The sequence below is a fragment of the Candidatus Bathyarchaeota archaeon genome (assembly GCA_026014745.1).
Taxonomy (GTDB): Archaea; Thermoproteota; Bathyarchaeia; order Bathyarchaeales; family Bathycorpusculaceae; genus Bathycorpusculum.
On the sequence record JAOZHS010000001.1, the window covers coordinates 135,214 to 159,631 of the forward strand.

The 24,418-nt window shown below is 47.0% G+C and carries 18 protein-coding genes and 1 tRNA gene; 13 read left to right on the forward strand and 6 right to left on the reverse strand.

The genetic code is table 11. The annotated features are described in order from the left end of the window. Positions 1-2: 2 nt before the first annotated feature. Positions 3-1,241 carry a glycosyltransferase gene (locus NWE92_00735; GenBank protein ID MCW4028162.1) on the reverse strand — a complete coding sequence of 413 codons (1,239 nt, stop codon included), beginning with the start codon at positions 1,239-1,241 and terminating at the stop codon, positions 3-5. A gap of 173 nt (positions 1,242-1,414) precedes the next feature. On the opposite strand from NWE92_00735, the gene treZ reads away from it, so the two are divergent. The 4 genes from treZ to malQ are packed head-to-tail and all read left to right on the forward strand — an operon-like array spanning position 1,415 to position 9,722. Next, entirely contained in the window at positions 1,415-3,244 is a 1,830-nt protein-coding gene (treZ, locus tag NWE92_00740; GenBank protein ID MCW4028163.1) for a malto-oligosyltrehalose trehalohydrolase, read from the forward strand. Next, the gene (locus NWE92_00745) at positions 3,237-5,672 is read left to right on the forward strand and encodes a DUF3536 domain-containing protein (protein ID MCW4028164.1); all 2,436 of its coding nucleotides are present in this window, start codon (positions 3,237-3,239) and stop codon (positions 5,670-5,672) included. Before treZ ends, NWE92_00745 begins: the two co-directional genes overlap by 8 nt. Continuing rightward, complete coding sequence (gene treY / locus NWE92_00750) at positions 5,618-8,227, forward strand: malto-oligosyltrehalose synthase (protein ID MCW4028165.1); 2,610 nt, start codon at positions 5,618-5,620, stop codon at positions 8,225-8,227. Before NWE92_00745 ends, treY begins: the two co-directional genes overlap by 55 nt. Next, the gene (gene malQ / locus NWE92_00755; GenBank protein MCW4028166.1) at positions 8,220-9,722 is read left to right on the forward strand and encodes a 4-alpha-glucanotransferase; all 1,503 of its coding nucleotides are present in this window, start codon (positions 8,220-8,222) and stop codon (positions 9,720-9,722) included. Before treY ends, malQ begins: the two co-directional genes overlap by 8 nt. Positions 9,723-9,738: 16 nt before the next feature. Here the strand turns inward: malQ and NWE92_00760 are convergent, their stop codons facing one another. Beyond that, positions 9,739-10,314, reverse strand: a complete 576-nt coding sequence (locus tag NWE92_00760) for a nucleoside 2-deoxyribosyltransferase (protein MCW4028167.1) — start codon at positions 10,312-10,314, stop codon at positions 9,739-9,741. A 51-nt stretch (positions 10,315-10,365) separates the two neighbouring features. Continuing rightward, positions 10,366-11,643, reverse strand: a complete 1,278-nt coding sequence (gene prf1, locus NWE92_00765; GenBank protein MCW4028168.1) for a peptide chain release factor aRF-1 — start codon at positions 11,641-11,643, stop codon at positions 10,366-10,368. Between the two features lie 185 nt (positions 11,644-11,828). Here prf1 and NWE92_00770 point away from each other — a divergent pair, with 185 nt between their 5' ends. Continuing rightward, a complete protein-coding gene (locus NWE92_00770) occupies positions 11,829-13,694 on the forward strand; it encodes a hypothetical protein (GenBank protein ID MCW4028169.1) in 1,866 nt (621 codons plus the stop codon). Positions 13,695-13,745: 51 nt separating this feature from the next. Here the strand turns inward: NWE92_00770 and NWE92_00775 are convergent, their stop codons facing one another. Then, positions 13,746-16,463 (reverse strand): cation-translocating P-type ATPase, encoded by a 2,718-nt coding sequence (locus NWE92_00775; GenBank protein ID MCW4028170.1) that lies wholly within the window; start codon positions 16,461-16,463, stop codon positions 13,746-13,748. 405 nt (positions 16,464-16,868) lie between these two features. Between NWE92_00775 and NWE92_00780 the strand changes: the two genes are divergently transcribed. The 3 genes from NWE92_00780 to NWE92_00790 all read left to right on the forward strand — a co-directional run bounded on the left by NWE92_00780 (position 16,869) and on the right by NWE92_00790 (position 19,162). Then, positions 16,869-17,900 (forward strand): radical SAM protein, encoded by a 1,032-nt coding sequence (locus NWE92_00780; protein ID MCW4028171.1) that lies wholly within the window; start codon positions 16,869-16,871, stop codon positions 17,898-17,900. A 107-nt stretch (positions 17,901-18,007) separates the two neighbouring features. Continuing rightward, entirely contained in the window at positions 18,008-18,994 is a 987-nt protein-coding gene (locus NWE92_00785) for a radical SAM protein (GenBank protein ID MCW4028172.1), read from the forward strand. A gap of 33 nt (positions 18,995-19,027) precedes the next feature. After that, on the forward strand, positions 19,028-19,162 hold the full coding sequence (locus NWE92_00790) for a hypothetical protein (protein ID MCW4028173.1): 135 nt from the start codon (positions 19,028-19,030) through the stop codon (positions 19,160-19,162). 19 nt (positions 19,163-19,181) lie between these two features. Here NWE92_00790 and NWE92_00795 read toward each other — a convergent pair whose 3' ends face one another. Both NWE92_00795 and NWE92_00800 read right to left on the reverse strand, forming a co-directional pair. Next, positions 19,182-20,333 (reverse strand): M28 family peptidase, encoded by a 1,152-nt coding sequence (locus NWE92_00795; protein ID MCW4028174.1) that lies wholly within the window; start codon positions 20,331-20,333, stop codon positions 19,182-19,184. Between the two features lie 152 nt (positions 20,334-20,485). Continuing rightward, a tRNA-Ser gene (locus NWE92_00800) sits at positions 20,486-20,608 on the reverse strand. A gap of 385 nt (positions 20,609-20,993) precedes the next feature. On the opposite strand from NWE92_00800, the gene NWE92_00805 reads away from it, so the two are divergent. Genes NWE92_00805 through NWE92_00825 form a run of 5 tightly spaced genes read left to right on the forward strand, consistent with a single transcriptional unit; the run spans position 20,994 to position 24,273 of the window. Next, positions 20,994-22,007: a 50S ribosomal protein L3 gene (locus NWE92_00805; GenBank protein ID MCW4028175.1), complete on the forward strand. Its 1,014-nt coding sequence runs from the start codon at positions 20,994-20,996 to the stop codon at positions 22,005-22,007. Between the two features lie 11 nt (positions 22,008-22,018). Beyond that, positions 22,019-22,801, forward strand: a complete 783-nt coding sequence (rpl4p, locus tag NWE92_00810) for a 50S ribosomal protein L4 (GenBank protein ID MCW4028176.1) — start codon at positions 22,019-22,021, stop codon at positions 22,799-22,801. Next, on the forward strand, positions 22,801-23,061 hold the full coding sequence (locus NWE92_00815) for a 50S ribosomal protein L23 (protein MCW4028177.1): 261 nt from the start codon (positions 22,801-22,803) through the stop codon (positions 23,059-23,061). Before rpl4p ends, NWE92_00815 begins: the two co-directional genes overlap by 1 nt. A 20-nt stretch (positions 23,062-23,081) precedes the next feature. Further along, positions 23,082-23,822: a 50S ribosomal protein L2 gene (locus NWE92_00820; GenBank protein ID MCW4028178.1), complete on the forward strand. Its 741-nt coding sequence runs from the start codon at positions 23,082-23,084 to the stop codon at positions 23,820-23,822. Positions 23,823-23,865: 43 nt separating this feature from the next. Next, positions 23,866-24,273, forward strand: a complete 408-nt coding sequence (locus tag NWE92_00825; protein MCW4028179.1) for a 30S ribosomal protein S19 — start codon at positions 23,866-23,868, stop codon at positions 24,271-24,273. The last annotated feature ends 145 nt before the right edge of the window (positions 24,274-24,418 follow it).

The window sequence follows — 24,418 nt, forward strand, 5'->3', positions numbered from 1 at the left end:
CATTATTCATTTAATAATTCATCAAACAAAATCAAATAATCCCTTATCTGGCAAATAATCAAGAAATTTTTCCGCACATACTCTTTGCCACTTGCACCCATCTGCATAGCCATATCCCTGTTCTTCAACAAACTAAGCGTTTTCTCTGCTGCCTGATCCACCGTATCGACCAAAAACCCGTTTTCACCATCAATAATCTGTAGCGGAATCCCTCCTACCCTGCGTCCAACAACGGGAACCCCCTTCCACAGCGCCTCTGCCACTGTTAAACCAAACCCCTCGCGCGTAGACATCTGCAACACTACCTGTGAAGCACTCTGAAATGCGTTGACCTCATGATCTTTAACGCCTTTGAGGTCAGTTAACAGGTGAATGTCGGGATCTTCGGCTGCGTGCCGCGCGGTTTTTTCAAAGTATAGCCAGCCTTCAGGGTCGTCACTTGCCATGCCTGCAATTAAAAGCAGTTGCGCGGTCGGAAACTGCCTCTTCACTAAGTGATACACATCGATGGCGCCTGAAGGGTCCTTCCAAGGGTCAAACCGCCCCACCTGCGTAATAATAGGCTGGTCGGCTTGGATGTCATATCTTTCTAGAACTGAGAGAATTTCGGGGTCGGAGAGTTCACGGTTTTTTTCGCTAAGCGGATTAATCGAAGGTGGACGAATAGTCAGCGTAGGCACAGTTAAGCTGGGAACCACATATTGTTTTGCAGTGAAGATTGCCGCGTCATAACTGGCAATGTAGGGTTCAAGGAACTCCCAAACCGTCAAGTTAGGCGTGGACAAATCCACATGGCACCGCCAAATCCACCGATTGCTTTTTTTAGGATAAAATTGGATAAGCGCGGCTGGTTGAGCATCATGAACCATCACGATGTCAGTGTCCAATTTTGATAATTCACTGTTTTTTTTGTTATATTCAATATAGGTTTGTTCTTCTTCTTTGCTTAATGTCAGATTCATGCCTTGCAGAGCGTTGTGGATTTTTTTGGTAACGCTAAAAAATTCAAGGTCTCCTTTGAGAACCTCCCACTGCGTGTCTATGCCGATATCGCGCATTAAGGGTACCATGCTTTGCAATATCTCTGCTACTCCACCCCCGAACGCTGTTGAATTAACATGCGTCACCGATTTACCCTTGAGTTTTTCGCCGAGTTCTCGAACCGCCTTTATGTTTTCGTCATCCACAATGCCCACATAATCTTCAAGCCTAATTTTCTCTTTCAAATCAACCCGCAGCATAAAAAAACCCCAAAATCAAAATAACCCAAAAATGACAAATAATATTTAGTTCGCGCCTAATAATAATGTATTCGCGTTTTAACTGCTAACATTAGTCAGCAAAGAGACGATTTAACCTTCTGCTGTAGCTGCTTTATAGTTTAAACTTGTGGGATTAAGGGAAAAAATTGCGTGTGGGCGCTGATTTTGAGTATGGAACCTGCCGTTTTGTAGTGTGGGCTCCAAACCGCCGCCAAGTCACCTTGTCTCTGCCCCTAGAGGACCAGTGGTTTGACCTTGACTCTGTCGGCAACGGCTACTGGACTCACACTGTTGAAGGCATAGACCCCAACACCCAATACCTGTACCGCCTAGACGGCGATGCTCTAAAACCTGACCCTGCCTCAAATTATCAGCCAAACGGCGTCTTTGGCGCATCCTCAGTTGTTGACCATGACGCCTACAAATGGGCTGAAGGCAACTGGCGTGGGTTGGACTTAGCAGACTTGGTTTTTTATGAGCTGCATGTGGGGACTTTTACGCCTGAGGGCACCCTAAAAGCCGCCGCCCAACGCGTAGGTGAGCTTGCCGATTTAGGCGTTACAGCCTTAGAGTTGATGCCGCTTAACCAGTTCTCAGGCAAACGCAATTGGGGGTATGATGGAGTTTTTCCCTATGCAGTGCAAAACAGTTACGGTGTTCCCGACGACTTCAAAGCCCTCGTCGACCAATGCCACCGCCATGGTATCGCTTTGTTTTTGGATGTAGTTATTAATCATCTTGGACCCGAAGGTAACTGCCTCAACGATTATGGACCCTACTTTCCGCTGACGCAAATTGGACGTTGGGGACCCACCGTCAACTTGGACAGCGCAGGCAATGAGGGTGTGCGTAACTACTTCAAAGAAAACGTGCTCTACTGGTTTAATCGCTTCCACATAGACGGCATCCGCCTCGACGCTATCTTATTTATGCCCGATAACAGTTCCACCCCTTTTCTAGCCGAATTAACCCAAACAGTGCATAACCTTGGAGAACAATTGGGGAAAAAAATTCACTTAATCGCTGAAACCAGCTACAACCTCCCAAAAGTCTTAACGTCCACTCAGGAAGGCGGATTCGGCTTTGAAGCCCAGTGGTTGGACGATTTCCAACATGCCCTTCACGCCCTGCTAACGGGTGAACGGGAAGGTTACTACCGTGACTACGGCAGCATAGAAGATGTTGCAGAGGCATTGCGTGAAGCATACGTTTACGTAGGCGACCAATCCAGCTATAAACGCAGACAACCCAGTGAATCCACCCAAAACGTTGCAGCCGACCGCTTTGTTGTTTTTGGGCAGAACCATGATCAAGTGGGTAACCGCCTAAAAGGCGACCGACTAACAACATCCGCAGGTTTAGAAGCCGCTAAACTCGCCGCCGGCATAGTGCTTCTTTCTCCCTATGTCCCGTTGCTTTTTATGGGTGAAGAATACGGGGAAACCGCGCCTTTTTTGTTCTTCACTGACTATTCCGACCAAATCCTAATCGACAACATCCGCGATGCTAGAAAAAAAGAGTTTGAACATTTTCACTGGACAGGCGAGGTTCCTGACCCTCAGAGCACCCATACGTTTTTGGCTTCAAAACTAAACTGGCAGCAACGTAACAGCGAGCAAGGCAAAAAAGTCACCTGCTACTACCATGACCTGATTTCCTTAAGGAAAAATGGTCTGTTTCGTCCTCAACCTGACCGACAAATAAAGGAGGTTCTAACCGAGCAGAACAGCCTTCTTTTAATACATAAACTCTCCGCGGATGTTGAAGCGGTTATTGCTGCAAACTTTTCGAGCCAAAACTGCACTTTCACGTTTCCCTTTTTAGGTGAGTACCTCAAGGTTTTGGACTCTGCCGACGCCAAATACGCTGGCTCTGGCATTGCTCTCCCCCAAACCACTACTCAAGGTCAGCAACTAACCTTGGCTGGCTTTACTTTGGCAGTTTACCAAAAACCCCATCAAGGAGACAAAGGCGTTGGCTGACCACTTCATATGCATCCATGGTCACTTCTATCAGCCTCCCCGAGAAAATCCTTGGCTTGAAAAAGTTGATTTCCAAGAATCCGCCCAGCCCTACCATGACTGGAATCAACGTGTAACCGCGGAATGCTACGCCCCCAACGCTGTATCACGCGTCATGGATGCCGATTGGCGCATAATCGGTTTAATCAACAATTACACCCGCATCAGCTTCAACTTTGGCCCAACCCTGATGTATTGGTTAGCTAAGCATAAACCCCAAGTCTACCAAGCCATCCTCAACGCGGACCAAGAAAGCATGAACAATTTTGATGGTCACGGCTCAGCCATTGCACAGGTCTATAATCATATGATAATGCCGCTTGCTAACCGACGCGACAAAGAAACCCAGGTAAAATGGGCTATACGAGATTTCCAAGTCCGCTTCAACCGCCCCCCGGAGGGTATGTGGCTACCTGAAACAGCTGTCGACCTTGAAACCCTTGAGGTACTCGCAGAAAACAACATAAAATTCACTATTCTTGGGCCACAGCAAGCCGCAAAAGCTCAACGAATAGGTGCAACTGAATGGACTGATGTTTCCGACGGAAAAATTGATCCGCGCCGTTGCTATCTTTGTCGTTTACCCTCTGGAAAAACGATTAGTTTGTTCTTTTTTGATAAGCGCACCGCCAGCGACATCGCCTTTGGGAATTTGCTGGAGAACGGAGAAGCCTTCGCTAATCGTTTAATTGATGCTTTCCAAGACAACGAAGATGACCCCCTAATCGAGAGTGTAGCCAGCGACGGCGAACTCTACGGTCACCATCACCCCCACGGCGACATGACCCTGGCCTACTGCATCTACTACATCGTGTCCACCGACGCGGCGAAACTCACAAACTATGGTGAGTTCCTCGAAAAATATCCTCCAACCTTTGAAGTCCAAATTCAAGAAAACACCTCTTGGAGTTGCATCCATGGCGTGGAACGTTGGCGAAGCGACTGCGGAGATAACATGGGCAAAATCGGTTGGCATCAGGCATGGCGTAAACCTTTGCGTGCCGCTATGGATTGGCTACGCGATACTTTAGCTCCTCAATTTGAAGCGGAAGCCCAGCAGTACTTCAACGACCCCTGGGGTGCCCGAAACAACTACATCGACGTCCTATTAGACCGCTCAAAAGAAAACATTGAAGCCTTCCTAGGAAAGTATGCCAAAAAACCCTTAACTGATCCTGAAAAACGGCGTGTCATAAAACTCTTGGAGATGCAGCGTCATGCCATGCTTATGTATACGAGTTGCGGCTGGTTCTTTGACGAAATTTCTGGTATAGAAACCGTGCAGGTGATGATGTATGCGGCGCGGGCTATGCAGCTAGCCAAAGAACTATTCAATTTAGACCTTGAAAGTCAATACAAAACCTTCTTAGCCCAAGCCCCAAGTAACATCGCTGAGTTCGAGAACGGAGCAAAAATCTACTCCATATTCATCGAACCCGCAATCGTGGACTTCGCAAAAATAAGCGCCCAAAACACAATTATGGACCTGTTTGAAGACAACATAGCGTCCGATGCATTAAACACCCATAAACCTAACAACTGTTTTCACATAGCTACAAGCGCCATTGAGAAACGCGATGACGGCAAATTCCGTTTCATAATCAATCGCTCAACAATTTCTTCGGACATAACTTTGGACGAGGAAAGTTTTGGTTGCGCCGCAATTTGGTTAGGAGACCACAACGTAAGTTGCGGAGCTAAACGGGACATGCCGGATAGAGCCTTCAAGGCTTTACGCAGAAGGGCGCTGGCGTGTTTTGAGCGGGGACAAATAAACGAGATAATTGTTCTTTTGTCCAAGTATTTTGGCGAGAACACTTACTCGCTAAAGGATCTGTTTCGAGATGACCAACGCTATATCCTTGATTTTATTCTTAGCGACGGGTTGAAGAAAGCCAAAGACCTCTATGACATCATCTACCGAGACAACTCTGCGTTGCTTCGATTCATGAAACAAACCCGAATTCCCTCACCAAAACCGCTCCTAGCCGCAGCCGAAACCGTTCTAAACATGGAGATAGAGCAAGCATTTTTAGAGCAGACACCTGATTTAGAAAAACTCCAAAAACTAATCGCGGATTCTAAGCAGCTCTCGGTTACGCTTGACAAAGAAACGTTGGGCTTTCGGGCTAGCCAAAAAATTGCTGAAGAACTCAGCAAATTCCAAGCGAACCCTCAAAACTTTGAAGCCCTTCAATCCATCACTGCCCTTATCAAAATGGCTTTAGAGCTTCCCATGCAACTTGACCTTTGGCAATCTCAAAATGTAGCCTTCAAAATCGCCCAGAATCACTACAGAAAACTCAAAGAACAGCCAGACGCCGACTCTCAAGCTTGGGTCACCGCGTTTTCAGAGTTGTGCAACTTGATTGGGATACGGTTAGCATGACATCCAAGATACCTACGGCAACCTACCGCATCCAACTAAACGCCCAATTCACGTTTGCAGACCTCCAAGCAATCCTGCCCTACCTACGCGACCTCGGAGTATCCCACATTTATGCATCCCCAATTTTCCAAGCCAAATCTGCAAGCAGCCACGGTTACGACGTCGTTGACCCAAGCACAATCAATCCTGAGTTGGGCGGAAAGGCAGCCTTTGAGCGCCTTTTGCGGGAGGTAGGGGCTTGTGGTTTAGGCTGGCTCCAAGACATCGTCCCCAATCATGCTTCGTATTCGCTGGAGAATCCATGGGTGTATGACGTGTTGGAGAAGGGTGTTGAGTCGCGTTTTAGCGGATATTTTGATGTAGACTGGGCTTATTCAGCTAAGCAGTTGCGGGGGAAAATTCTTGCACCCTTCCTAGCCGAGTCCTACATCAAGTCCCTCAAAGAAGGCAAATTATCCCTAATCCATAATGGCAGCTTCAAAGTCAAATACGACAACACAGAATTTCCCCTCAACGCCAAAACCCAACAACACCTAAACAGCGCTCCCATCCCTCAAACCCTCACCCAATATAACAAAAACCCCAAACTCCTACATCAACTTCTCCAAAACCAAAACTACCTCCTCACTCACTGGAAAACCGCGTTTTGGCACCTCAATTATCGCCGTTTCTTTGACATAATAGACCTTATTGGCATGCACATGGAAAACCCCTTCGCCTTCGAAGATACTCACCGCCTCATATTCGAGTTGACCAAAGGCGGGTGCGTTTCGGGGTTACGCGTAGATCATATTGACGGATTATATGAGCCCACAGAGTATTTGCAGAAGCTTCGGCTGCGTTTGCCCGAGACATATTTAGTTGTAGAAAAAATCTTGACTGGTAATGAGCAGTTGCCTGCCTCTTGGTCAGTTGAGGGCACCACTGGCTATGACTTCCTCAACTACGTCAACGCGGTGTTTGTTCAAACCAAAGGAGAGCAGGAAATTGATGCGTTTTATAGACAATTCACTGGAAACCTGCAAACCTTCCACGACACGGTGTACGCTTGTAAGAAAGCAGCTATTGCTGGCTCTTTTTTGGGTGACGTAGCAAATCTTGCTCGACTGTTTAGTCAGACCCTGTGCAGCCTTGGCATTGAGGAAGTCTTCAGTCGCGATGTGTTGAGGGCAGCAGTTGTGGAGTTGCTGGCTTGCTTTCCCATCTACCGAACATATTTAGACAAACAAAACCCCGACGCAGCGGCTTTAATTGAAGCTTTGGACCGTGCAAAACAAAAAGACCCTCAACTATCTGCTGAGTTTGCGGCTTTTGTGTGGTTGCTCCAAAAATGTTCCACCTCCCCTGCCGCTTTGCATGCTCTAATGAGGCTTCAACAGTACACGGGTGCTGTGATGGCCAAGGGCTTTGAGGACACCGCCCTATACCGCTACTGTCGGTTGCTGTCTCTAAATGAGGTCGGCGGCGACCCTTCAAAATTCGGTATCTCACTAGAGACTTTTCACGCTTTTATCAGTCAGCGGCAACAGCATTGGCCCCACACACTAAACGCCTCAAGCACCCATGACACCAAACGCGGCGAAGACCTCCGAGCACGCCTAAATGTTCTTAGCGAGATACCTGACGAATTCAAAACTAACGCCGAGAAATGGGCGGGATTGGCGGTTCCCCTTAAACAGGTAGTTAGCGACGAAGTTCCGCCTGATCGAAACGTGGAATATTTCCTTTATCAGACACTGTTGGGAGCTTACCCTTGGAATCCAATTGACCAAGTCGAGTTTCAAAACCGTCTCACACAGTATCTGGTCAAGGCGTTGCGGGAAGCCAAACGTCACAGCAACTGGATAGCCCCCAACCTACCCTACGAAGCCGCCACCACTGCCTATGTAACCCAATTGCTAAACAACACCGCTTTCCTTGACGCCTTTCACGCCTTCCAGCGAAAAGTCGCCTTCTACGGCGTCTTTAATAGCCTCAGCCAAACCCTCCTCAAAATCGCCTGCCCAGGCGTCCCCGACTTCTACCAAGGCACCGAACTCTGGGACCTCAACCTCGTCGACCCCGACAACCGCCGACCAATCAACTACCCCACAAGACAAACCCTTCTTAGAGAAATCAATCAACTCGAACCCCACAAATCACCCAAACTGCTCGACAAACCCGACACTGGAAAGGTCAAATTTTACGTGATTTATCGGGCGCTTGAGTTGAGACAAAAACTGAAGAGCCTCTTTGAGGAGGGTGACTATATTCCTCTGCGCGTTCGGGGGTTCTGCGCTGCAAACGTAGTGGCTTTCTGCCGACATAGAGGCGACTGCTATGTTGTAGTGTTAGCATCAAGGTTTCTCACAGAATTGTTGGCTGCGGATGCTGCTTGGCGCGAAGAGGTTGACTGGGTAGACACCTACGTTTCGTTGCCCGATGGTGCCCCCACAAGATGGACCGATGCTTTAACTGCCCAAATAGTGCCTTCTCAATGTGGTCGTTTGCCTCTCCGCGAAGTTTTAGGCGAGTTACCAGTGGCTATGCTTTTTGGAAGTGACTCCAATGGGTAAGCGAGCTAGTGGTATACTGTTGCATGTGACTTCTTTGCCCTCGGAGTTTGGCATCGGCGACTTAGGCCCACAAAGTTACCGTTTCGCCGATTTATTAGCTGCTCAAAAGCAGCACTACTGGAGTATCCTGCCCCTAAACCCCACTCGGCTAGCCGACGGTAACTCACCCTACCTAATCAGCTCCGCCTTCGCTGGTAACCCCCTGCTAATTAGCCCACAAAAACTTTTTGAGGCTGGTTTGCTCCCTAAAAAAACGACACCCACAACTACGTCGCCAAACAAGGTGGACTATGCGGTTGTCTATAAGCAAAAAGAAGTCCTCCTAGAGCAAGCCCACGTAATCTTCCAAAAAACTAAAACTCAACCCCCCGATGCACCCTTCGACTTTGGGGGGTTCTGCGCCGAAAATGCAGCGTGGCTTGATGACTATGCACTTTATGTTACATTGAGACGGAAGATGCATGTGCCTTGGTACCTCTGGCCCAGCAGCCTCCGTAAACGTGTTCCAGCAGCGATGAATCGAGCCCAGATAGCCTTTAGAAATGAGATTGCGAAGGAAAAGTTTGTGCAGTACCTCTTTTTCAGCCAGATATGCAGCCTCAAAGCATACTGCAATAAACGCCAAATCCACATCTTAGGCGACTTACCCTTCTATGTGGCTCATGACAGCGCCGACGTCTGGGCAAACCCAACGCTCTTCAAACTCTACAGCAACGGTAAACCACGATACGTTGGCGGCGTTCCCCCTGACTATTTTAGCGCCACTGGGCAACTCTGGGGCAACCCTGTCTATGACTGGAAAAACATGGAAGCCACAGATTTTGAATGGTGGCTGAGCCGCATACGCCACAACCTAACCCTTTGTGACCTGTTGCGTTTGGACCATTTCCGCGGATTTGTGGCTTACTGGCAGGTTTCTGGACACCAAAAAACCGCCCTCAAGGGACACTGGGTAAAGGCGCCTTCACAAGCGTTTTTTACCGCCCTAAAAAAAGCATTTGTAACTATGCCGTTTATAGCTGAAGACTTAGGCTACATCGACGCACCAGTCCGCGCCGCCATCAAACGCTGGCGCCTACCTGGCATGAAGGTGCTGCTTTTTGGCTTTGACGGCGACCCAAAAAATCCGCACCTGCCCAAAAATCACCCCCAAAACGCAGTTGTCTACACGGGAACCCATGACACTAACACTGCTCAGGGTTGGTATAGTGCTGAGGCATCAGTCAAAGAAAAAAACAACCTGACCAAAATCTTAGGCAAACCTCCCACTGCTCGAAACGTCAGCTTTGAGCTGGTGAAGTTGGCGTTGACATCTAAAGCCGATTTATGTATCCTTCCTTTGCAGGATGTGCTTGGTTTAGGTTCGGATGCCCGCATGAACCATCCCAGCCAACCTTGTCATAACTGGGAATGGCGCGTAACAGCCGCGCAGTTGAAGAGTCCTCGGATAGCCGAATTAGGTGGTCTTATTGTTGAGTCTGGTCGGGCAGGGTAAACGCTTTTGGATTCATCTATCTGTACGTGGCTTGGGCTGCTCTTAGGCACTTCTCGAATCCGTCCAAAAAAGTAAAAAGCTGCCCCTCAGGCGCCTCTTCAACAACCAACTGCTCTGTGCTTACATGGATGCAGCCGTCCAGCATCAAATTGTCCACGCAGTCCACTTCTTCGATGAACATGCCGTTACTGTCACGTAGTTTACAGTCCTCGACTCGGCTAACTTTGCCTTTGAGCGCTTTTATTGTGCGCTCCGTAAACGGCACGGCGGTGTTGGTGTAGGCGAACACTTTTTTGCCCAACCCATGCGCAAAGCCCATCTCAAAAGCTGTTCCCACATCAGCGCTTGGACCCCGAAACGGCGTAACATTAGCAACTAAAAATTCGCAGGTTTTGATAAGTTCCTCGTTTATGCTGCTGATGCATAAACCGATTTCGCGTTGCGATTTGCCTTCGACGGCGACTTCTGTATCGAGGGGGAATACGCCTTCGAATCCGTATTTTCTGCAGAGTGCTTTTTTGCGTTCGCCGACTTCTTTGGCTTCTTTGAGGAAAACTTCGGGACCTGCAAGATACACGCGTTTGGGTGTCATGTTATTCCTCGCTTTACTGATGGATGTTGAAGGTAAATAAGCTAAAGGGCGTTAGGCTGTTTTGTATCTTAACAGCGCGGCAAACCCGCCCAAGGCTTTAAGCTTAGCTTTCTCCTCAGAATCCGTAAATATAACCTCAACCCGCGCGTTTGTCTCTGCGGCAGCGTCTTCAAAGACCTCTACCATATCCCTCTCAACAACATCAAATTCCACTGCATGGCACCGTTCGCATGCCTTTGACTTCATTTCCTGAAGTGCGTTGGAGTCTTTTTTGTTGATTATCTGGGTTTTGGGTAGACCGCAGTTTCGACAGACAAGATTAACTTCAACGAAATCTGAGTTATCTGTTAATAGCGCCACCTCGACTTCGCCCCTCTTCAATCCTTCTAACACGGGGTCCAGTCCAAAAACAGACATACCATCCTGCTTGTTTAGCGAGGTGAGGAGGCGTTCTATAGTTTTCTTCTCTTGAGGCCCACACATGGTCATGAGTGCATCTTGGGATTTCTCGAACATCTCTCTCAGTCCCGCTTCGCAAGCGGATTGTGTGTCAATTACTTTTAGAACCGCGTTTTTGAGTTCATAGTTGAGGTAGTCGCCTTTTAGGAAATCATCTTTTGTCTGACCGGGTCCGCCGATAATAATCACGGTTGCCTTTTTGTCTTCCAGAAACGCCTTTGTAGCATGCTCCGCGACCCGATGGAAAAAGGCTGTTAGTTCCATGTCTCGTTCGCGCTCATAGCGGCGCTGGCTCTGGCCGCCCTTGCCTGTTTTTCCCGGGATTCCCGAGGAGAGACTTTCGAGTGACTGAAGGTTTTCACTGGTTGCGAGACCGAGGCTAGCGTCTTTGGCGTCAAGCGCAATTAACCCGATGACTCTTTGGTCTCTTAGCATGTCCCGCATGGGGTCTAAGTGGAAATGGTCATCAATGAAGAATTGGTAGCTACTGAGAGGTTGGGGTGGCGCAAGCTCCTCTATGTGTAGGGCTTCTTTGTCAGATTCGTTTTGGTAGGTTCCAGCGAAGACTGCTAATCCGTTGGAGGGGGTTTCGTTTTGTTGTTTTATGTGTTTGAGCGTGTTTTTTAGTGCGTCTTGGAGACGGTCGGCTTCTTTTTGGTTTTTTGTAGGAATGCATTCAGCTTCTCTTTTCATAGTCGCGGCTATTTGCTCAGTGGAGGCTTTTGGGGGGAGGTAGAGTGAGATGAATTCTTTTCCTCTGCCTTGTTTGTTGGAGAGGGAAGCGATGATTTTTTGGAGCTTATGCTGTTTGGCTGAGTTAGTGGTTGTGAGTTGGCAACCATAAAAACGTGTGATTTTCTCTGATCCCACAATTGGCACCTGTTAAGCTTTGAGCGTTTATTTCTTATACAAGTTGCGGCTCAACATGTCTGAGGTGTTTTTGGTTTCTGCTCAGTTAAGATACACCTAAACTGATACTTGAGGAAGCGACAAAGATATATTTTGCCAAATTCACCGTTTTAAGTGACGCGTTTTAAACAGTTCGAGTGGTTCGAATGCACAACTCCATCAAAGCTGCCGTGCTTCTGCTTAACGTTTTGCTATCACTGATGGTTTTGTCTAGTTCGGGTGTTGTTGATGGTCAGCAGGTCGATGCCTCAAGTTATTATTCGCAATTCAACGTTTTGAATCATCAATTGTATATCCAAATAACTCCTTCCCTCTACAACTACTATTGTAATTTGACCCACCGTATACCTTCTGACAGTTACTACGCTAACATGGTGACGCCCCAAGCCGTTAAACCCATAGCAGAAAACCTCCGAAACCTAACGGCTAACCTCCCAAACAATGACGAACAGTTCGCGAATGCAGTTTTAGCGTTAGTTCACCAAATTCCCTACAATATAACTGGGGCAAAGTATCCGCTTGAAACCTTGGTGACTAACACCGGGGATTGCGTAGGGCTTTCTTTGCTTGCAGCCTCCATTATGGCGGCTGGGGGGTTGGATGTAATATTGATTCACTATGTAGGAATAGACCCTGGGCACATCAATGTGGGTGTCTGTCTTCCTTACGCCCCCCTTTATCATTCTTTTCTTTTTGCGCCTACAAGCTTTGAATATCAAAATAAAACCTACTGGACTGCAGAAGCAACTGGGAAACTAGATTGGAAAGTAGGCGACCAATCCGACGCACTCTCAGGGGCACAAGCACTGATGATTTCTCTAAATCATCCAAATAACCAGTCAAATAGCCTCTCAGCGTGTCTAGACAAACCTCTACTTTCCTCTGAGATTACCCTAAGCATCTCGCAGCCTCCCTTGAACAATGAAAACCAAACCCGTGGCCTTCTACTTTCAGGGACAATTAACCCTCCGCAAGCCGCTCAAAACGTCACCCTATACATCTCTCGTAACGGCAAATTACTTGATTGTTTAACGAACTCCACCGATAGCTGTGGCAACTTTGAGATATTGTGGAATTTTACGTTGCTGGGCACCTACTACCTTGAGGCAAGTTGGAGTGGCGCTTCAGAATATGCTGGAGCTGACAGCGAAACCCTTGCAGTTTTGGTTGGTCCCGAGTTGCTTTTGCAGTTTCAGGCACCGCTTTATAACTATATTTTTGGGCACGGCATAGGCGCCTATGAACTTCGTCCATTTGTCGGCGTGAACGATTTTCTTAATGTTCCTTTGGGTCAAAATGTGTCTTTAAGTTGCGATTTTACCTTAATCCAAACGGGACACGGGGCTCCAAATGTTCAAACCCAAACAGTAACTGTGCCTGAAAAAGAGCAAACAGTTATGTCTCATCATGGGCAAACAGAAACCATAACAATTCCAAAACAAACAGTCCTTGTTCCTATCAATATTCCAAAGGGTCTGCAGCCTCTATCTTTACCTGACGATTTTAACCAAACAGTTTACAACAAATTCTGTTTACTTCTGCAAAGTAACCCTGCCGATAACTACAGTTTGAGTTTTAAGGGGTTAAATGACTATGACTTGGCAGGCATACAAACCAACGAAAATGTTGTGTTAATGAACGCCACCGAGGACGTAAAAGAAAACGTGTGGTATGAGTTTTCCTTGGATATTTCTCTAAGTGGAATAACGACGAAGATAACCTGCCCAAATGGCACTACTCTGCAAAGCAGCAACGCCGCCTACGATGAAACTGGCAACAATAGCTTGGCACTGGTGTTAGCAAACAATGAGGACAACGCTGTAATCTTCAAAAACCTCGAAATCCAGTCTCTTGACAGCCCTCCAGAGCAACCAACCCCAACACCCACATTCAAAGACACCGACCAAGTGCGTCTATATCCTGTTGTTCTGCTTCTTTTGGCGATAATTGTCTTTTTTGCAAGTATTGTGTTGATTGCAAAAATAACAAAGTTACAAAAAGCAAAAAATTAGCCGCAAAATGACGCATGGAAAATCGCGGCGAAATTAGTATCGATCAAATTTTCATCTTTTTCTTGTTCGACGCATGAAAAATTTCGTAATCTCATCAACCAAAATTAACAAACCCGCAAAAGCAAAACAAATCAACCACTGCTCACTCGTCAACGGGGTTGTGTTGGAGATATCCCGTAACAAGCCTGCTCCGACGAAGAGGAAAACCAGCGCCACTATATATAGCCCCAACTGGCGTCCACTGGGCAAAAGGTCCTTAGAGAATATGGTTTCAATTTCACTTCGCGAGGTTATGCCTAAGGCAATGCTGAGCAGTGAGAAAACTGCATAACCCATCGTTATCGCCTGATTGTCTGCAATTCCACTGTAATATCCCTCAATGAATAATGTTGCAACAGCAATTATCAAGCCCATAAAAATGATGCGTATCCACCGATGCAGGGATAGAACTGGCTCAGAGAGGGGACGGGGTTTGCGTTTCATCAAACCGGGCGAGGGGTCATCAAAGCCCAACGCGATGGCGATGGGGACCTGAACTAGAAAGTTAATCCACAAAACAGTGAGCGGTCCAAATGGGGTGCCTCCTAGAATTGAGAAAAATGCTGCCCCCAAAAACGTAGCGATAAACGCCACCAGCGTGCCCATCTGGTAACGAATATATTTTACCAGATTATCGTAGATGCCCCGTCCGTATTCGACTGCGCCTACGATTGTGGCAAAGTTGTCGTCTGTTAGAATCATTACTGCGGCATCTTTGGACACTTCAGTTCCTGTGATGCCCATAGCTACCCCAATATCTGCCTTCTTTAGTGCGGGTGCGTCATTAACGCCGTCGCCTGTCATAGCCACAATGTTGCATTTCTTCTGAAGCAAAGAAACCAACCGCAACTTGTCCTCAGGAGCCACCCGCGCGATAACCCCTATGTGATCTACTTCTTTTTCGAGTTCTTCATCTTTCATAGCTGAAAACTGTGCGCCACTCAACGCTTTGCCTCTAATTCCCAATTCTTCACCTATGACGGCTGCAGTCGTTGCGTAGTCTCCGGTGATCATGCGTACTTGGATGCCGGCGCGGTGGCATTTGGCGATGGAGTCTTTAGCCTCCACCCTTGGGGGATCAACCATGCCAACTATAGACAACAGCGTTATGTCTTTCATTAAATCAAGTAGTTTGGCGTGGGGGTCAAAGGCTTGGGGGTTAAAGTCTTTGCGACCCACAATAATCACGCGCTCGCCTGCTTTTGCCATACGCTCATTTTCCTCGACGGCTACAGAGCGATTTTGCTCGGTGATGGGGAAGATTTTGCCTCCCGGCGTCCAATAGTTGCTGCTGCGGGCGATTAAAACGTCAGGGGCACCTTTGATGAATGCGCGCACGACTGGTTTGCCCTGATCGTCTGTTAGGTTATGGAAGGTTGCCATAAACTTGTATTCGGAGTCAAAGGGCACCTCTGCGATTCTTGGATAATTTTTTCTTGCACCCTCAACACTTATGCCGCCCTTTTCAGCCAACACAATCAAGGCGCCCTCCGTAGGGTCACCAATCAAATTATTCCCCTCCAAAGTCGCATCGGCACATAACGCCATGGGTAGCAGTATCTCGTCTAGGTCAATTTTTGCTCCGCCATCATGTAATAGTTGGCCTTGAGTGCTGTATCCTTCTCCTGTTACGCGGTAATGGTTCTTGCCTGGTATGGAGAATTCTCGTACCGTCATCTTGTTGAGCGTCAAGGTGCCTGTTTTGTCGGAGCAGATCGCCGAAACTGAACCCAATGTCTCCACCGAGGGCAGTCGCTTTACGATGGCGTTATGGCTGGCTAAAACACGGGTGCCCTCCGAATACAGAGTTGTCACTACCACGGGCATGCCTGTGGGGATGGCGGCAATCGCCAAAGCCACTCCCGCCATGAAAAGCGTCTCAAATGCTTGGCCTTGGCGTAGCCCCAAGATAACCATCAAGACAAAGGTGATGCCCGCTATGCCTGCAATTATGAGGGTTAGTTTGTCGAGTTGTTTTTGTAGTGGGGTCTTTTCGGCTTTGGTTTTGTTGAGTAACTCAGCTATGCGCCCCATCTCCGTGCCCATGCCAGTGGTTGTGACGATTAGTTCTCCTCGACCGCGGGTGACGGAGGTGTTCATGTAAACCATGCAATGACGGTCACCCAGCGCCGCATCAGGTGCCATGATGGTTTCGGTGTTCTTGGGTGAGGCAACGCTTTCCCCAGTTAATGCGGCTTCCTCAACCTCAAGCGACGCAGCCACAAAAAGGCGGCCATCAGCGGGGACGCGGTCTCCAGCCTCGATGAGCACAATATCGCCGGGCACTAACTTTTCTTCTTCAACCTTTGTTATCTGTCCGTTGCGGCGTACTTGTGCTACGTTTTTCATCATTTTCTGCAACGATTCCAGACTGGCCTGGGCTTTGGCTTCTTGTTTTAGTCCCATCAGGGCGTTGAAAACAGTTAAGCCAAACAATGCCACGCTAGTGCCTAACTTGGCGGTGACGATGAGGCTGATTATGGCGGCGGCAACAAGGATGATTTGCATGAAATCTCTGTATTGTCGCGCGAAGGCGTGGAGACCTGATTCTTTCTTTTTGCTTTCTAACACGTTTGAGCCATATTTCTGCAGGCGAGTTTGGGCTTCAGATGTGCTTAGTCCTTGCGTGGGGTCTACGCCTAGTTTTGTTGCGGTTTGTTCAGCGCTTAGTTTAAACCATTTTTCGGTTCCGCTTTGTTGGGGGTGTTTAGTTTTTGGTTTTTTTGGCATCAGTTGCACCTCGCGTGTTTGGTGATGCTAAGCGTCGCTAATGGAAACCCTGCCTCTGACTCTTGGGGGTGCTCAAAAAAAGCGGTCACCATGTGGATATTCAATAAAACGTCTCCATCGCTGACAAGGGATTTTTTGAAAAAGAGAATATCGCCTACAATACTGATTAGCTGGGTATTCCTTAAAAATATTTTTCTTTAAATTAAAGATGCAATATTTTTAATTACATTATTTATCGTTTGAACTAAACATTCGGGAAAAGGCTTGTATTTATGCTGTTCTGGCAACTGATTGTGCACTGATATGAAAAAAACTTATCATTAAGAGACAACATTAAACAGATGCAGAGCATGGTTCTGGACCAGTTATTTTATCAAACCGCAAATATTTTTTTGAGGTGAGGTTTTGAAGGCTACAGTGGTAGCAAACGTTTTTTCACGTTTCCTTAGAAATTATGGGGAACTAAAATTTGCATTCATCCAAGTTACCACCCGATGCAATGCAAAGTGCTTGGATAGATGCAATATTTGGGCTTCAAAACCCGTTGACTTGCCCCTTGACGACGCGACCTTTGCGGTTGACGTGCTGGCAAAAAACGGTTTTTCCTTTGCCTACTTCACGGGGGGCGAGACTGGGTTGTATCCTCATTTAGCTGAGGTTTTGGCGTATGCAAAGAAGAAGGGTATGGTGACTTCGATAACGTCTAACGGCACAATTAGCCATGAAACTTTGATGGCTATCCGTAAGGACTTGGATGTTTTGTCGGTTTCTGTGGACCACTACGACGAAAGCCTCTGGGACGAGGCAAAGCATGTCTCTGGAATATCAAAACAAGCTAAAGAAACAATTCATGCAGCGAAAAAAGCTGGACTGAACCTTTACGCAATAACTTTTCTTAACCCCGCCTGGACAGTAACCGATATTGAACGCATTATACATTACGTTAACGACGAATTAGGCGTCTCATTTGCCTTATCCTACCCTTTTGCTTCCTCGAACAACGGAACATTCACTGTTGGAGGTAACCTCTGCCGTTCGCATCTTCAAACCCAAACAAACCTCCGAAACATGGTTGCCAAAGTTTTAGACATGAAGCTTCTTGGCTCTGATGTGGCAACCGTTTCCGGTTATCTGCGAGATGTGTTGAGTGCTCATGATGGGTTGCCCATACGTTACCCTTGCAAGGCGGGACGAACCTCGCTGGTGATTGATTGTGACCTCAATGTTTTTCCCTGTTACATGCGACAAAAAATCTTCAATCTGCGAGATTGTCAAGACCTTAAAAATTGCTGTACTGAAACCGCATGCGGTTGTGAAAAGTCTTGTTTCATTAACTGTTTTCGAGAAACTTCTCTTGCTTCACGTGCAACCGCGCTTAAAGCAGTGCGGGAAGAAATTCGATCCAATCCGAAATTTTACCTCAAATTCCTCCATTAAGAGCGTTAGGGGGTTTGAAAGTGTCAAACTCTGTCCAAATTGGCCTTGCGGCTAATTCTCGGGAGGTCAGCGATGCCTCTAGATTTTTTGGGGCAGCTCTCTCTTTGGTGAAATCTCGGCTTTGGTTTCATAAGCCCTTCTTTTTGGCGCATGCAATCACTTATGCCTGTAACTCGAAATGCAAAACCTGCACCTACTGGCGGATGTCAAAGAGGAAAAACGAGGATTTATCCACCCCGCGTGTTTTTAGGCTGCTTGATGATGCCTACAATTTTGGCATGCGCGGCTACTACCTATTCGGCGGAGAACCCACCGTGCGAAGCGACATCGGCGCAATCGTCGATTATGCGAAGGCCAAGGGTTTTTTGACAACCATTAACACGAACGGCTCCTTGCTGGCATCAAAGGCAGAATCCCTGCGAAACGTCGACTTTGCTTTTGTTTCGCTGGACTATTTTAACCCATATCACGACTTCATCCGCGGCAGGTCAGGGTCATTTAAAGAAGTAATGACGGGAATTGAAGAAATCAGAAAAATTGGTCACACCAAAGTCGTGTTGGTGACTACGATTAGTTCCCTAAACTTTGATGCTGTTGAACCTATGGCAAAGTTGGCTAAAGATTTGGGCGTGGGCATTTCTTACAATTCCGTAGAGCCCACCGTTCAGCTTAGCTTCGAAAATGGCAGAACTTCAACACCCGTGGAAGACTTTGGTCTGACTGCAACGCAGCTTCAGACATTCTACAATTTACTTTTGCAACTAAAAAGAGACGGTTATCCGTTGATGGAGACCGAACCTGTGTTGAAGCATTTTGTGGAGGGGCGGCCTTGGAAATGTGAGTTTCCAAAGATGTTTGTTTACGTGTCGGCTGACAACAAAATTTTTAGCTGCACCTACGACCACACCTACGACCTCAATCAAGGGTCCTTTAGTGACTATTTTTCAAGCGGACTCTACCAAGAACACGTCAAGAGAGCAGAAACCTGCAACGTCTGCATAAGAACATGCGTGAGAGGCTACACCTACACTTACGCGCTCAATCCCCTTCACTTGATGCACCTTGTTGGCGATGCACGAATTCTTCTACAATAACCTCATGATTACTAAAAAGGAGCCGATGGTGGGTTGACGCGTGTGGAAGGCAATCTTGACATAATCGCTTTCTTTGGCAGTGACCCCCATTTCATGAAGTCGGCTAAAGATCTCTACGGGTACTACTGGGAACAGGGTGAAGTCCTGAGCAAATCAACAACAACTTAGCTGCAAAAGAAATGTGTTTCTAGAAAGAGATGACTAAACTTTTCAGTGCTTTAGCTACCTCAACAAGCTTATTGTAGTCAATTATTTCGGGGCGGTCTCTTGGAGAATGCGTTATGGTTGCCATTAATTCCTGTACCCTTTCCGCAGTCAGTGCTATTGTTGGTATTTGTTTTTGTGCAAAAATCATGTGATCACCTTGATACCACTGTTCTCCCTCCAGCAAACCTCCAAACTTGTTGAATGCCGTTTGTGCTTTTTTGCAAGTCTCCCCTGAACATTCATAGAAGGAGTATGCCGTTTTACCCTTGAAGTAACCAACATCATCTATATTTATAGCTACACAAATCTGATTCAAGCTGCCGCTGTATCGGTTCAGGTAATCCATTTGTCCTGCGACGCTATAATGGTCCTCTCCGTTGAAGGCAATTATTTCGATGCCCAACTTATCCGCGTAGTCTTTTAACAACTCTGCCACAAGCATCAAAACAGCAACACCTGAAGCGTTATCTGACGCGCCAGGGCTATCCTCGACTGCGTCTATGTGGGCGCAAATTATAATTTTCTTATTAGCCTTGGGGTTCTTGGAAGCTATAACATTGCATGCTGTCGTCGGAATACGTTTAGCTTCTACTCTCAACTCAAACGGTTTCCCTGCTTTAGTCGCTATTTCTTCTCCAACTATGTCGGTGCAATAGAGAGAGGGGATGTCAAAGTCTCCGTCGTTTATTAATGGAAAAGGGTAGATGTTGCCTACCATCTGTGGCTTTTTGCTTGTTGCAGTAATAATTGCTTTGGGTTGTTTCTCTTCAAGTAGAGCGTATATTCTTTTATGGTGGTCGGGGTTGTAAAATACAAAGTTTTTGGGCATTAATTGCTCGGCGCAGATTTCATCTTTTATGAGCAGAATTTTACCGTGGCAATCGCATGTTTCTAGTTCGGTTATTGTTGACGCAACCACCAATTCGGCGTTTGCATCGCAACCTAAAGAATACGGGCTAATCTTGACCGCAAAGGGCCTGTCCTTGTAGGTTAACGATGGCTCTTTGCTTTCGTAATCTAAGCACTTAAAGGGCGTAGCATCGACTAAATAGCCCCAAGAACTCACTTTCTGCGCAAAAAAGTCTGTTGCAGCACGGTTCCCCGGCGAACCAACTCGTCTGTTCGGTGTCACGCTGCAAAGGGTATTTAGATAGTCTTTTGCTTTTGTCGAATTATCGCTAGTGTTCATTGCTCTATGCTTCCTTGATTGTTTTTTGCTTTGTTAAATTTTGGATATTAAAATTATTGAAATAAACATGGCAAATAGTCAAAAGCAGAAATTTTTGGCGCCGGGGAAGGGATTCGAACCCCTGCGAGCCGAAGCCCACCAGCTATCTTGCCATTTTTGATCTGGCGCCCCATTGTTTGATCTCGAGGCTGGCGCGATAACCACTCCGCCACCCCGGCACACAGCCATATGATTTGCCTCGCTAACTATTAGAGTTTTCAGTCCACCCAAGATAAAGAAAACTTTGAAATATTTGCCGTCAACTGAGAACGCGTCTGGAATTCCCAGTGCCTATTTATGGTTTAAACAAGGGCGGAATTATCCATTAAAACATGCTTGATCTGTTGACTCAGCTCCCCGAGATTGAAATTATGTTACTTATTTATGCAAGCGTGTTGTTTAGTGTTGCAAACGATAGCGTATCGTTTAAGGGTGCATCTAGGGTGCTTCAGGTCCTGAAATTCGATGATGGTTTTTTCAACAGGTTGTCATGCCTTTTGCGTTTTTGACGGCAACGTTTATAACCTCTTATACTATTTGAGAAAGGCGCGAAGCGGATGATCAATGGGACATCGTAAAGTACACGCTCCAAGACATGGTTCACTAGCTTATTTACCTAGGCACCGCGCTAAGAAACCAACAGCGCGGATACGATACTGGCCAGAAATTACGTCAGAATCTCCTAGGCTACTTGCTTACTCAGCCTACAAGGCAGGTATGACCTACGTCTTCACTATCGAAGACCACAAACGTTCCCCTAACTTTGGGAAAGAAGTCATGCGGGCAGCAACAATACTTGAAACGCCGCCAATCCTTGTTTGCGGCGTAAGAACTTACTCTAAAACTCCATACGGACTCAAAAACATAACCGAAGCCTGGATGAAAGATCCCCCAGCAATACTGGATCGACTCTTGGTTTTGCCAGAAAACTTTGACACCGATGCGATGCTTGAAAAATTACAGCAAAACATTGAACAAACCAATATAGTCCGAGTTATCGCTGCTACTCAACCCTCCCAGACTAAGCTTTCAAAGAAGAAGCCAGACACTTGGGAAATCCAAATCGGCGGCGGAACAATCCAGCAACAAATCGAATATGCAAAACAGCTTTTGGGCAAAACCGTTACCCCTGAAGAAGTCTTCAAAGACGGTCAATACGTCGACATTGCCGGCGTCACCGTAGGAAAAGGCATCCAAGGTCCAGTGAAACGTTGGGGCGTTACTAAACTCCAGCACAAAGGTCGAAAAACCAAACGCGGCATCGCCACGCTCGGTCCATGGAACCCCCACCACTTGATGTACAGCGTTGCACGCTCTGGTCAGATGGGTTATCACCAACGCGTCGAATTTAACAAACGTATCCTCAAAATCGGCAAAAACGGCAAAGAAGTTACCGTTAAAGGCGGCTTCGTCCGTTATGGCGAAGTGACCGGACCCTACATCATTATCGACGGTAGCATTCCTGGCACTGAAAAACGCCAAATTCGCCTCCGCGTACCCGCACGTCCACCCACCGAAGCCCCTGAAGCTGCTCCACAAGTAACTTATGTCTCACTAGAATCCACTCAAGGAAAATAGGTTGAATAGAAATGGCACAAACCGCAGAAATCTACGATTTACAAGGCAAAGCAACAGGAAAAATTACTTTGCCAGATGTTTTCTCTACCCCGTTAAGACCCGACGTTATCAAACGTGCCGTCTTAGCAATACAATCTAGCAGGATCCAACCCCAAGGACGAGATCCAATGGCAGGCAAGAAAACCACCGCGGAATCACGTGGTACAGGTAGCGGAATTGCAAGAGTTCCCCGTGTTAAGGGTGGAAGCGGACGCGCAGGATTCGCCCCTAGCACCGTTAAAGGTCGCCAGCCTCATCCGCCTCGTGCAGAAAAAATCATAGTCAAAAACATACCCAAAAAAGAAGCCAAATTAGCCTTAACCTCCGCTATTGCAGCAACCGCACAAAAAGAAACCGTTGCTCTACGTGGTCACAAAATCGACAAAGTAGTTGCCTTGCCCTTAGTGGTCGCAGACGCATTTGCAGCTTTAACTAAAGCTAAAGAAGTCGAAGACGCATTCGCAAACCTCGGCTTATCCGATGATGTTACACGCGTCAAAGACAGCCGCAACATACGTGCAGGCAAAGGCAAACACCGCGGCAGAAAAATGAAGCAAGCCGTCGGTCCACTCATCGTGGTAGCGGACGACACACCTTTAGTAAACGCCGCAAGCAACGTTCCAGGCGTTGAAGTGACAACAGTCTCTAACCTAAACACTGAAATGTTGGCTCCAGGCACTCACCCCGGCAGATTAACCGTTTGGACTAATGGCGCTATCGAAAAACTAAACACCCTCTATGGAGAATCAGCATAATGAACATTGATGAAATAATCTCATACCCACTGATGACTGAATCCGCAAGTTTAATGGTTGAGCGAGACAACAAACTCATCTTTGTTGTCAGCCTAAAAGCAGGCAAAGAAGACATTAAACGCGCCGTCGAATTGCTCTACGAAGTTAAAGTCAAAAAAATCAACGTACTCATTACTCCGCAAGGCGTAAAGAAAGCGTTCGTGAAGCTTACCCCTGAATACAAAGCTTCAGATGTCGCAATCAAATTAGGAATACTCTAAACATAACGAAGGCATGACTTATGGGAAAACGTATTCGTGTTCAAAGAAGGGGTCGTGGTGGTCGTAACTTCCGCGCCTCAACTCACAAACGTGTTGCTCCAGCCAAATATCCAGCTATTGCTCCAAAAGAAAGCTTTGAAGCCGAATTAGTCGGCGTCATCGTTGACTTGGTCCATGACCCTGGCCGCGGTGCCCCGCTTTCACTGATCGAATTTGAAAATGGCTTATCTGTTTACAGCATTACTCCAGAAGGCGTATATGCCGGTCAACAAATCGTCTACGGCGGAAAAGCTCCCGCAGAAATCGGCAACATCTTACCGCTTGGTAAAATGCCTGAAGGCACCTTAGTGTGCGACCTTGAACTTCGCCCCGGCGACGGAGGCAAGATGGCTCGGTCTTCTGGTGCATACGCCACTGTTGTCGGCCATACACCTCAAGGCACTATGATTCGTTTACCTTCACGCAGAACACGTTACGTTGACGATTATTGTTTGGCCACTGTGGGTGTAATTTCTGCTTCTGGACGCATTGAGAAACCGTTCCTTAAAGCAGGCGAGAAATTCCATCTCATGAAAGCCAAAGGTCACAAGTACCCACGTACTAGCGGTCGCAAAATGGTCCCTGCTGTTCACCCCTATGGTAGCAGCAAACGTAGCGCACGCAGAACCACAACAACATCGCACGGTGCTCCTCCAGGACAGAAAGTCGGCTTAATCGCTGCTCGCGGTCCAGGACAGAAAAAGAAACGTGCCATTAGATGATAAAACTTAAATGTTAAGGAAAAAAGTTAGGTGTAGATGAAAGATGCCCCTCAAAGAATTTAGCTACCGTGGACACAGCCTTGCCAGTTTGTCAGGTATGTCTATGGATGAATTCATCAACCTCCTCCCGTCACGACAACGCAGAAGTCTGCAACGCGGATTAACCCCTGAACAGCGTATACTGTTAGAGAAACTCCGTGAAGCTAAAGAATCACAAAAACAGGGCAAAGAAGCGGGGATAAAAACCCACGTCCGAGACCTGATTGTTCTGCCGGAAATGGTTGGCTCAAAGATCAGTGTGCACAACGGCAAAGAATTCGTCGCAATTGACATAAAACCCGACATGATTGGTCATTACCTCGGCGAATTTGCCATAACCAACAAACCAGTGCGTCATGGAACGCCCGGTATTGGTGCATCTCGTTCTTCGATGTATGTGCCTCTGAAGTAAACCTTTTTTTCTTCTTTCTTTTCTTATGTTTGTTGATGCTTTTGTATACGGTAGTTTTTGGTTACTTTGTTTTAATTGAGTATGCCTGGTGTATAGCTTTCAGTGATCCCCCTTCCCTTATATAAAGCGCTCAAGCGCTCCTTTT

Coding starts and splice junctions, on each gene's coding strand:
- NWE92_00735 (MCW4028162.1), bottom strand. CDS start 1,241: ATGCTGCGGGTTGATTTGAAAGAGAAAATTAGGCTTGAAGATTATGTG.
- malQ (MCW4028166.1), top strand. CDS start 8,220: ATGGGTAAGCGAGCTAGTGGTATACTGTTGCATGTGACTTCTTTGCCC.
- NWE92_00760 (MCW4028167.1), bottom strand. CDS start 10,314: ATGACACCCAAACGCGTGTATCTTGCAGGTCCCGAAGTTTTCCTCAAA.
- NWE92_00770 (MCW4028169.1), top strand. CDS start 11,829: ATGCACAACTCCATCAAAGCTGCCGTGCTTCTGCTTAACGTTTTGCTA.
- NWE92_00775 (MCW4028170.1), bottom strand. CDS start 16,463: ATGCCAAAAAAACCAAAAACTAAACACCCCCAACAAAGCGGAACCGAA.
- NWE92_00805 (MCW4028175.1), top strand. CDS start 20,994: ATGGGACATCGTAAAGTACACGCTCCAAGACATGGTTCACTAGCTTAT.
- rpl4p (MCW4028176.1), top strand. CDS start 22,019: ATGGCACAAACCGCAGAAATCTACGATTTACAAGGCAAAGCAACAGGA.
- NWE92_00815 (MCW4028177.1), top strand. CDS start 22,801: ATGAACATTGATGAAATAATCTCATACCCACTGATGACTGAATCCGCA.
- NWE92_00820 (MCW4028178.1), top strand. CDS start 23,082: ATGGGAAAACGTATTCGTGTTCAAAGAAGGGGTCGTGGTGGTCGTAAC.
- NWE92_00825 (MCW4028179.1), top strand. CDS start 23,866: ATGCCCCTCAAAGAATTTAGCTACCGTGGACACAGCCTTGCCAGTTTG.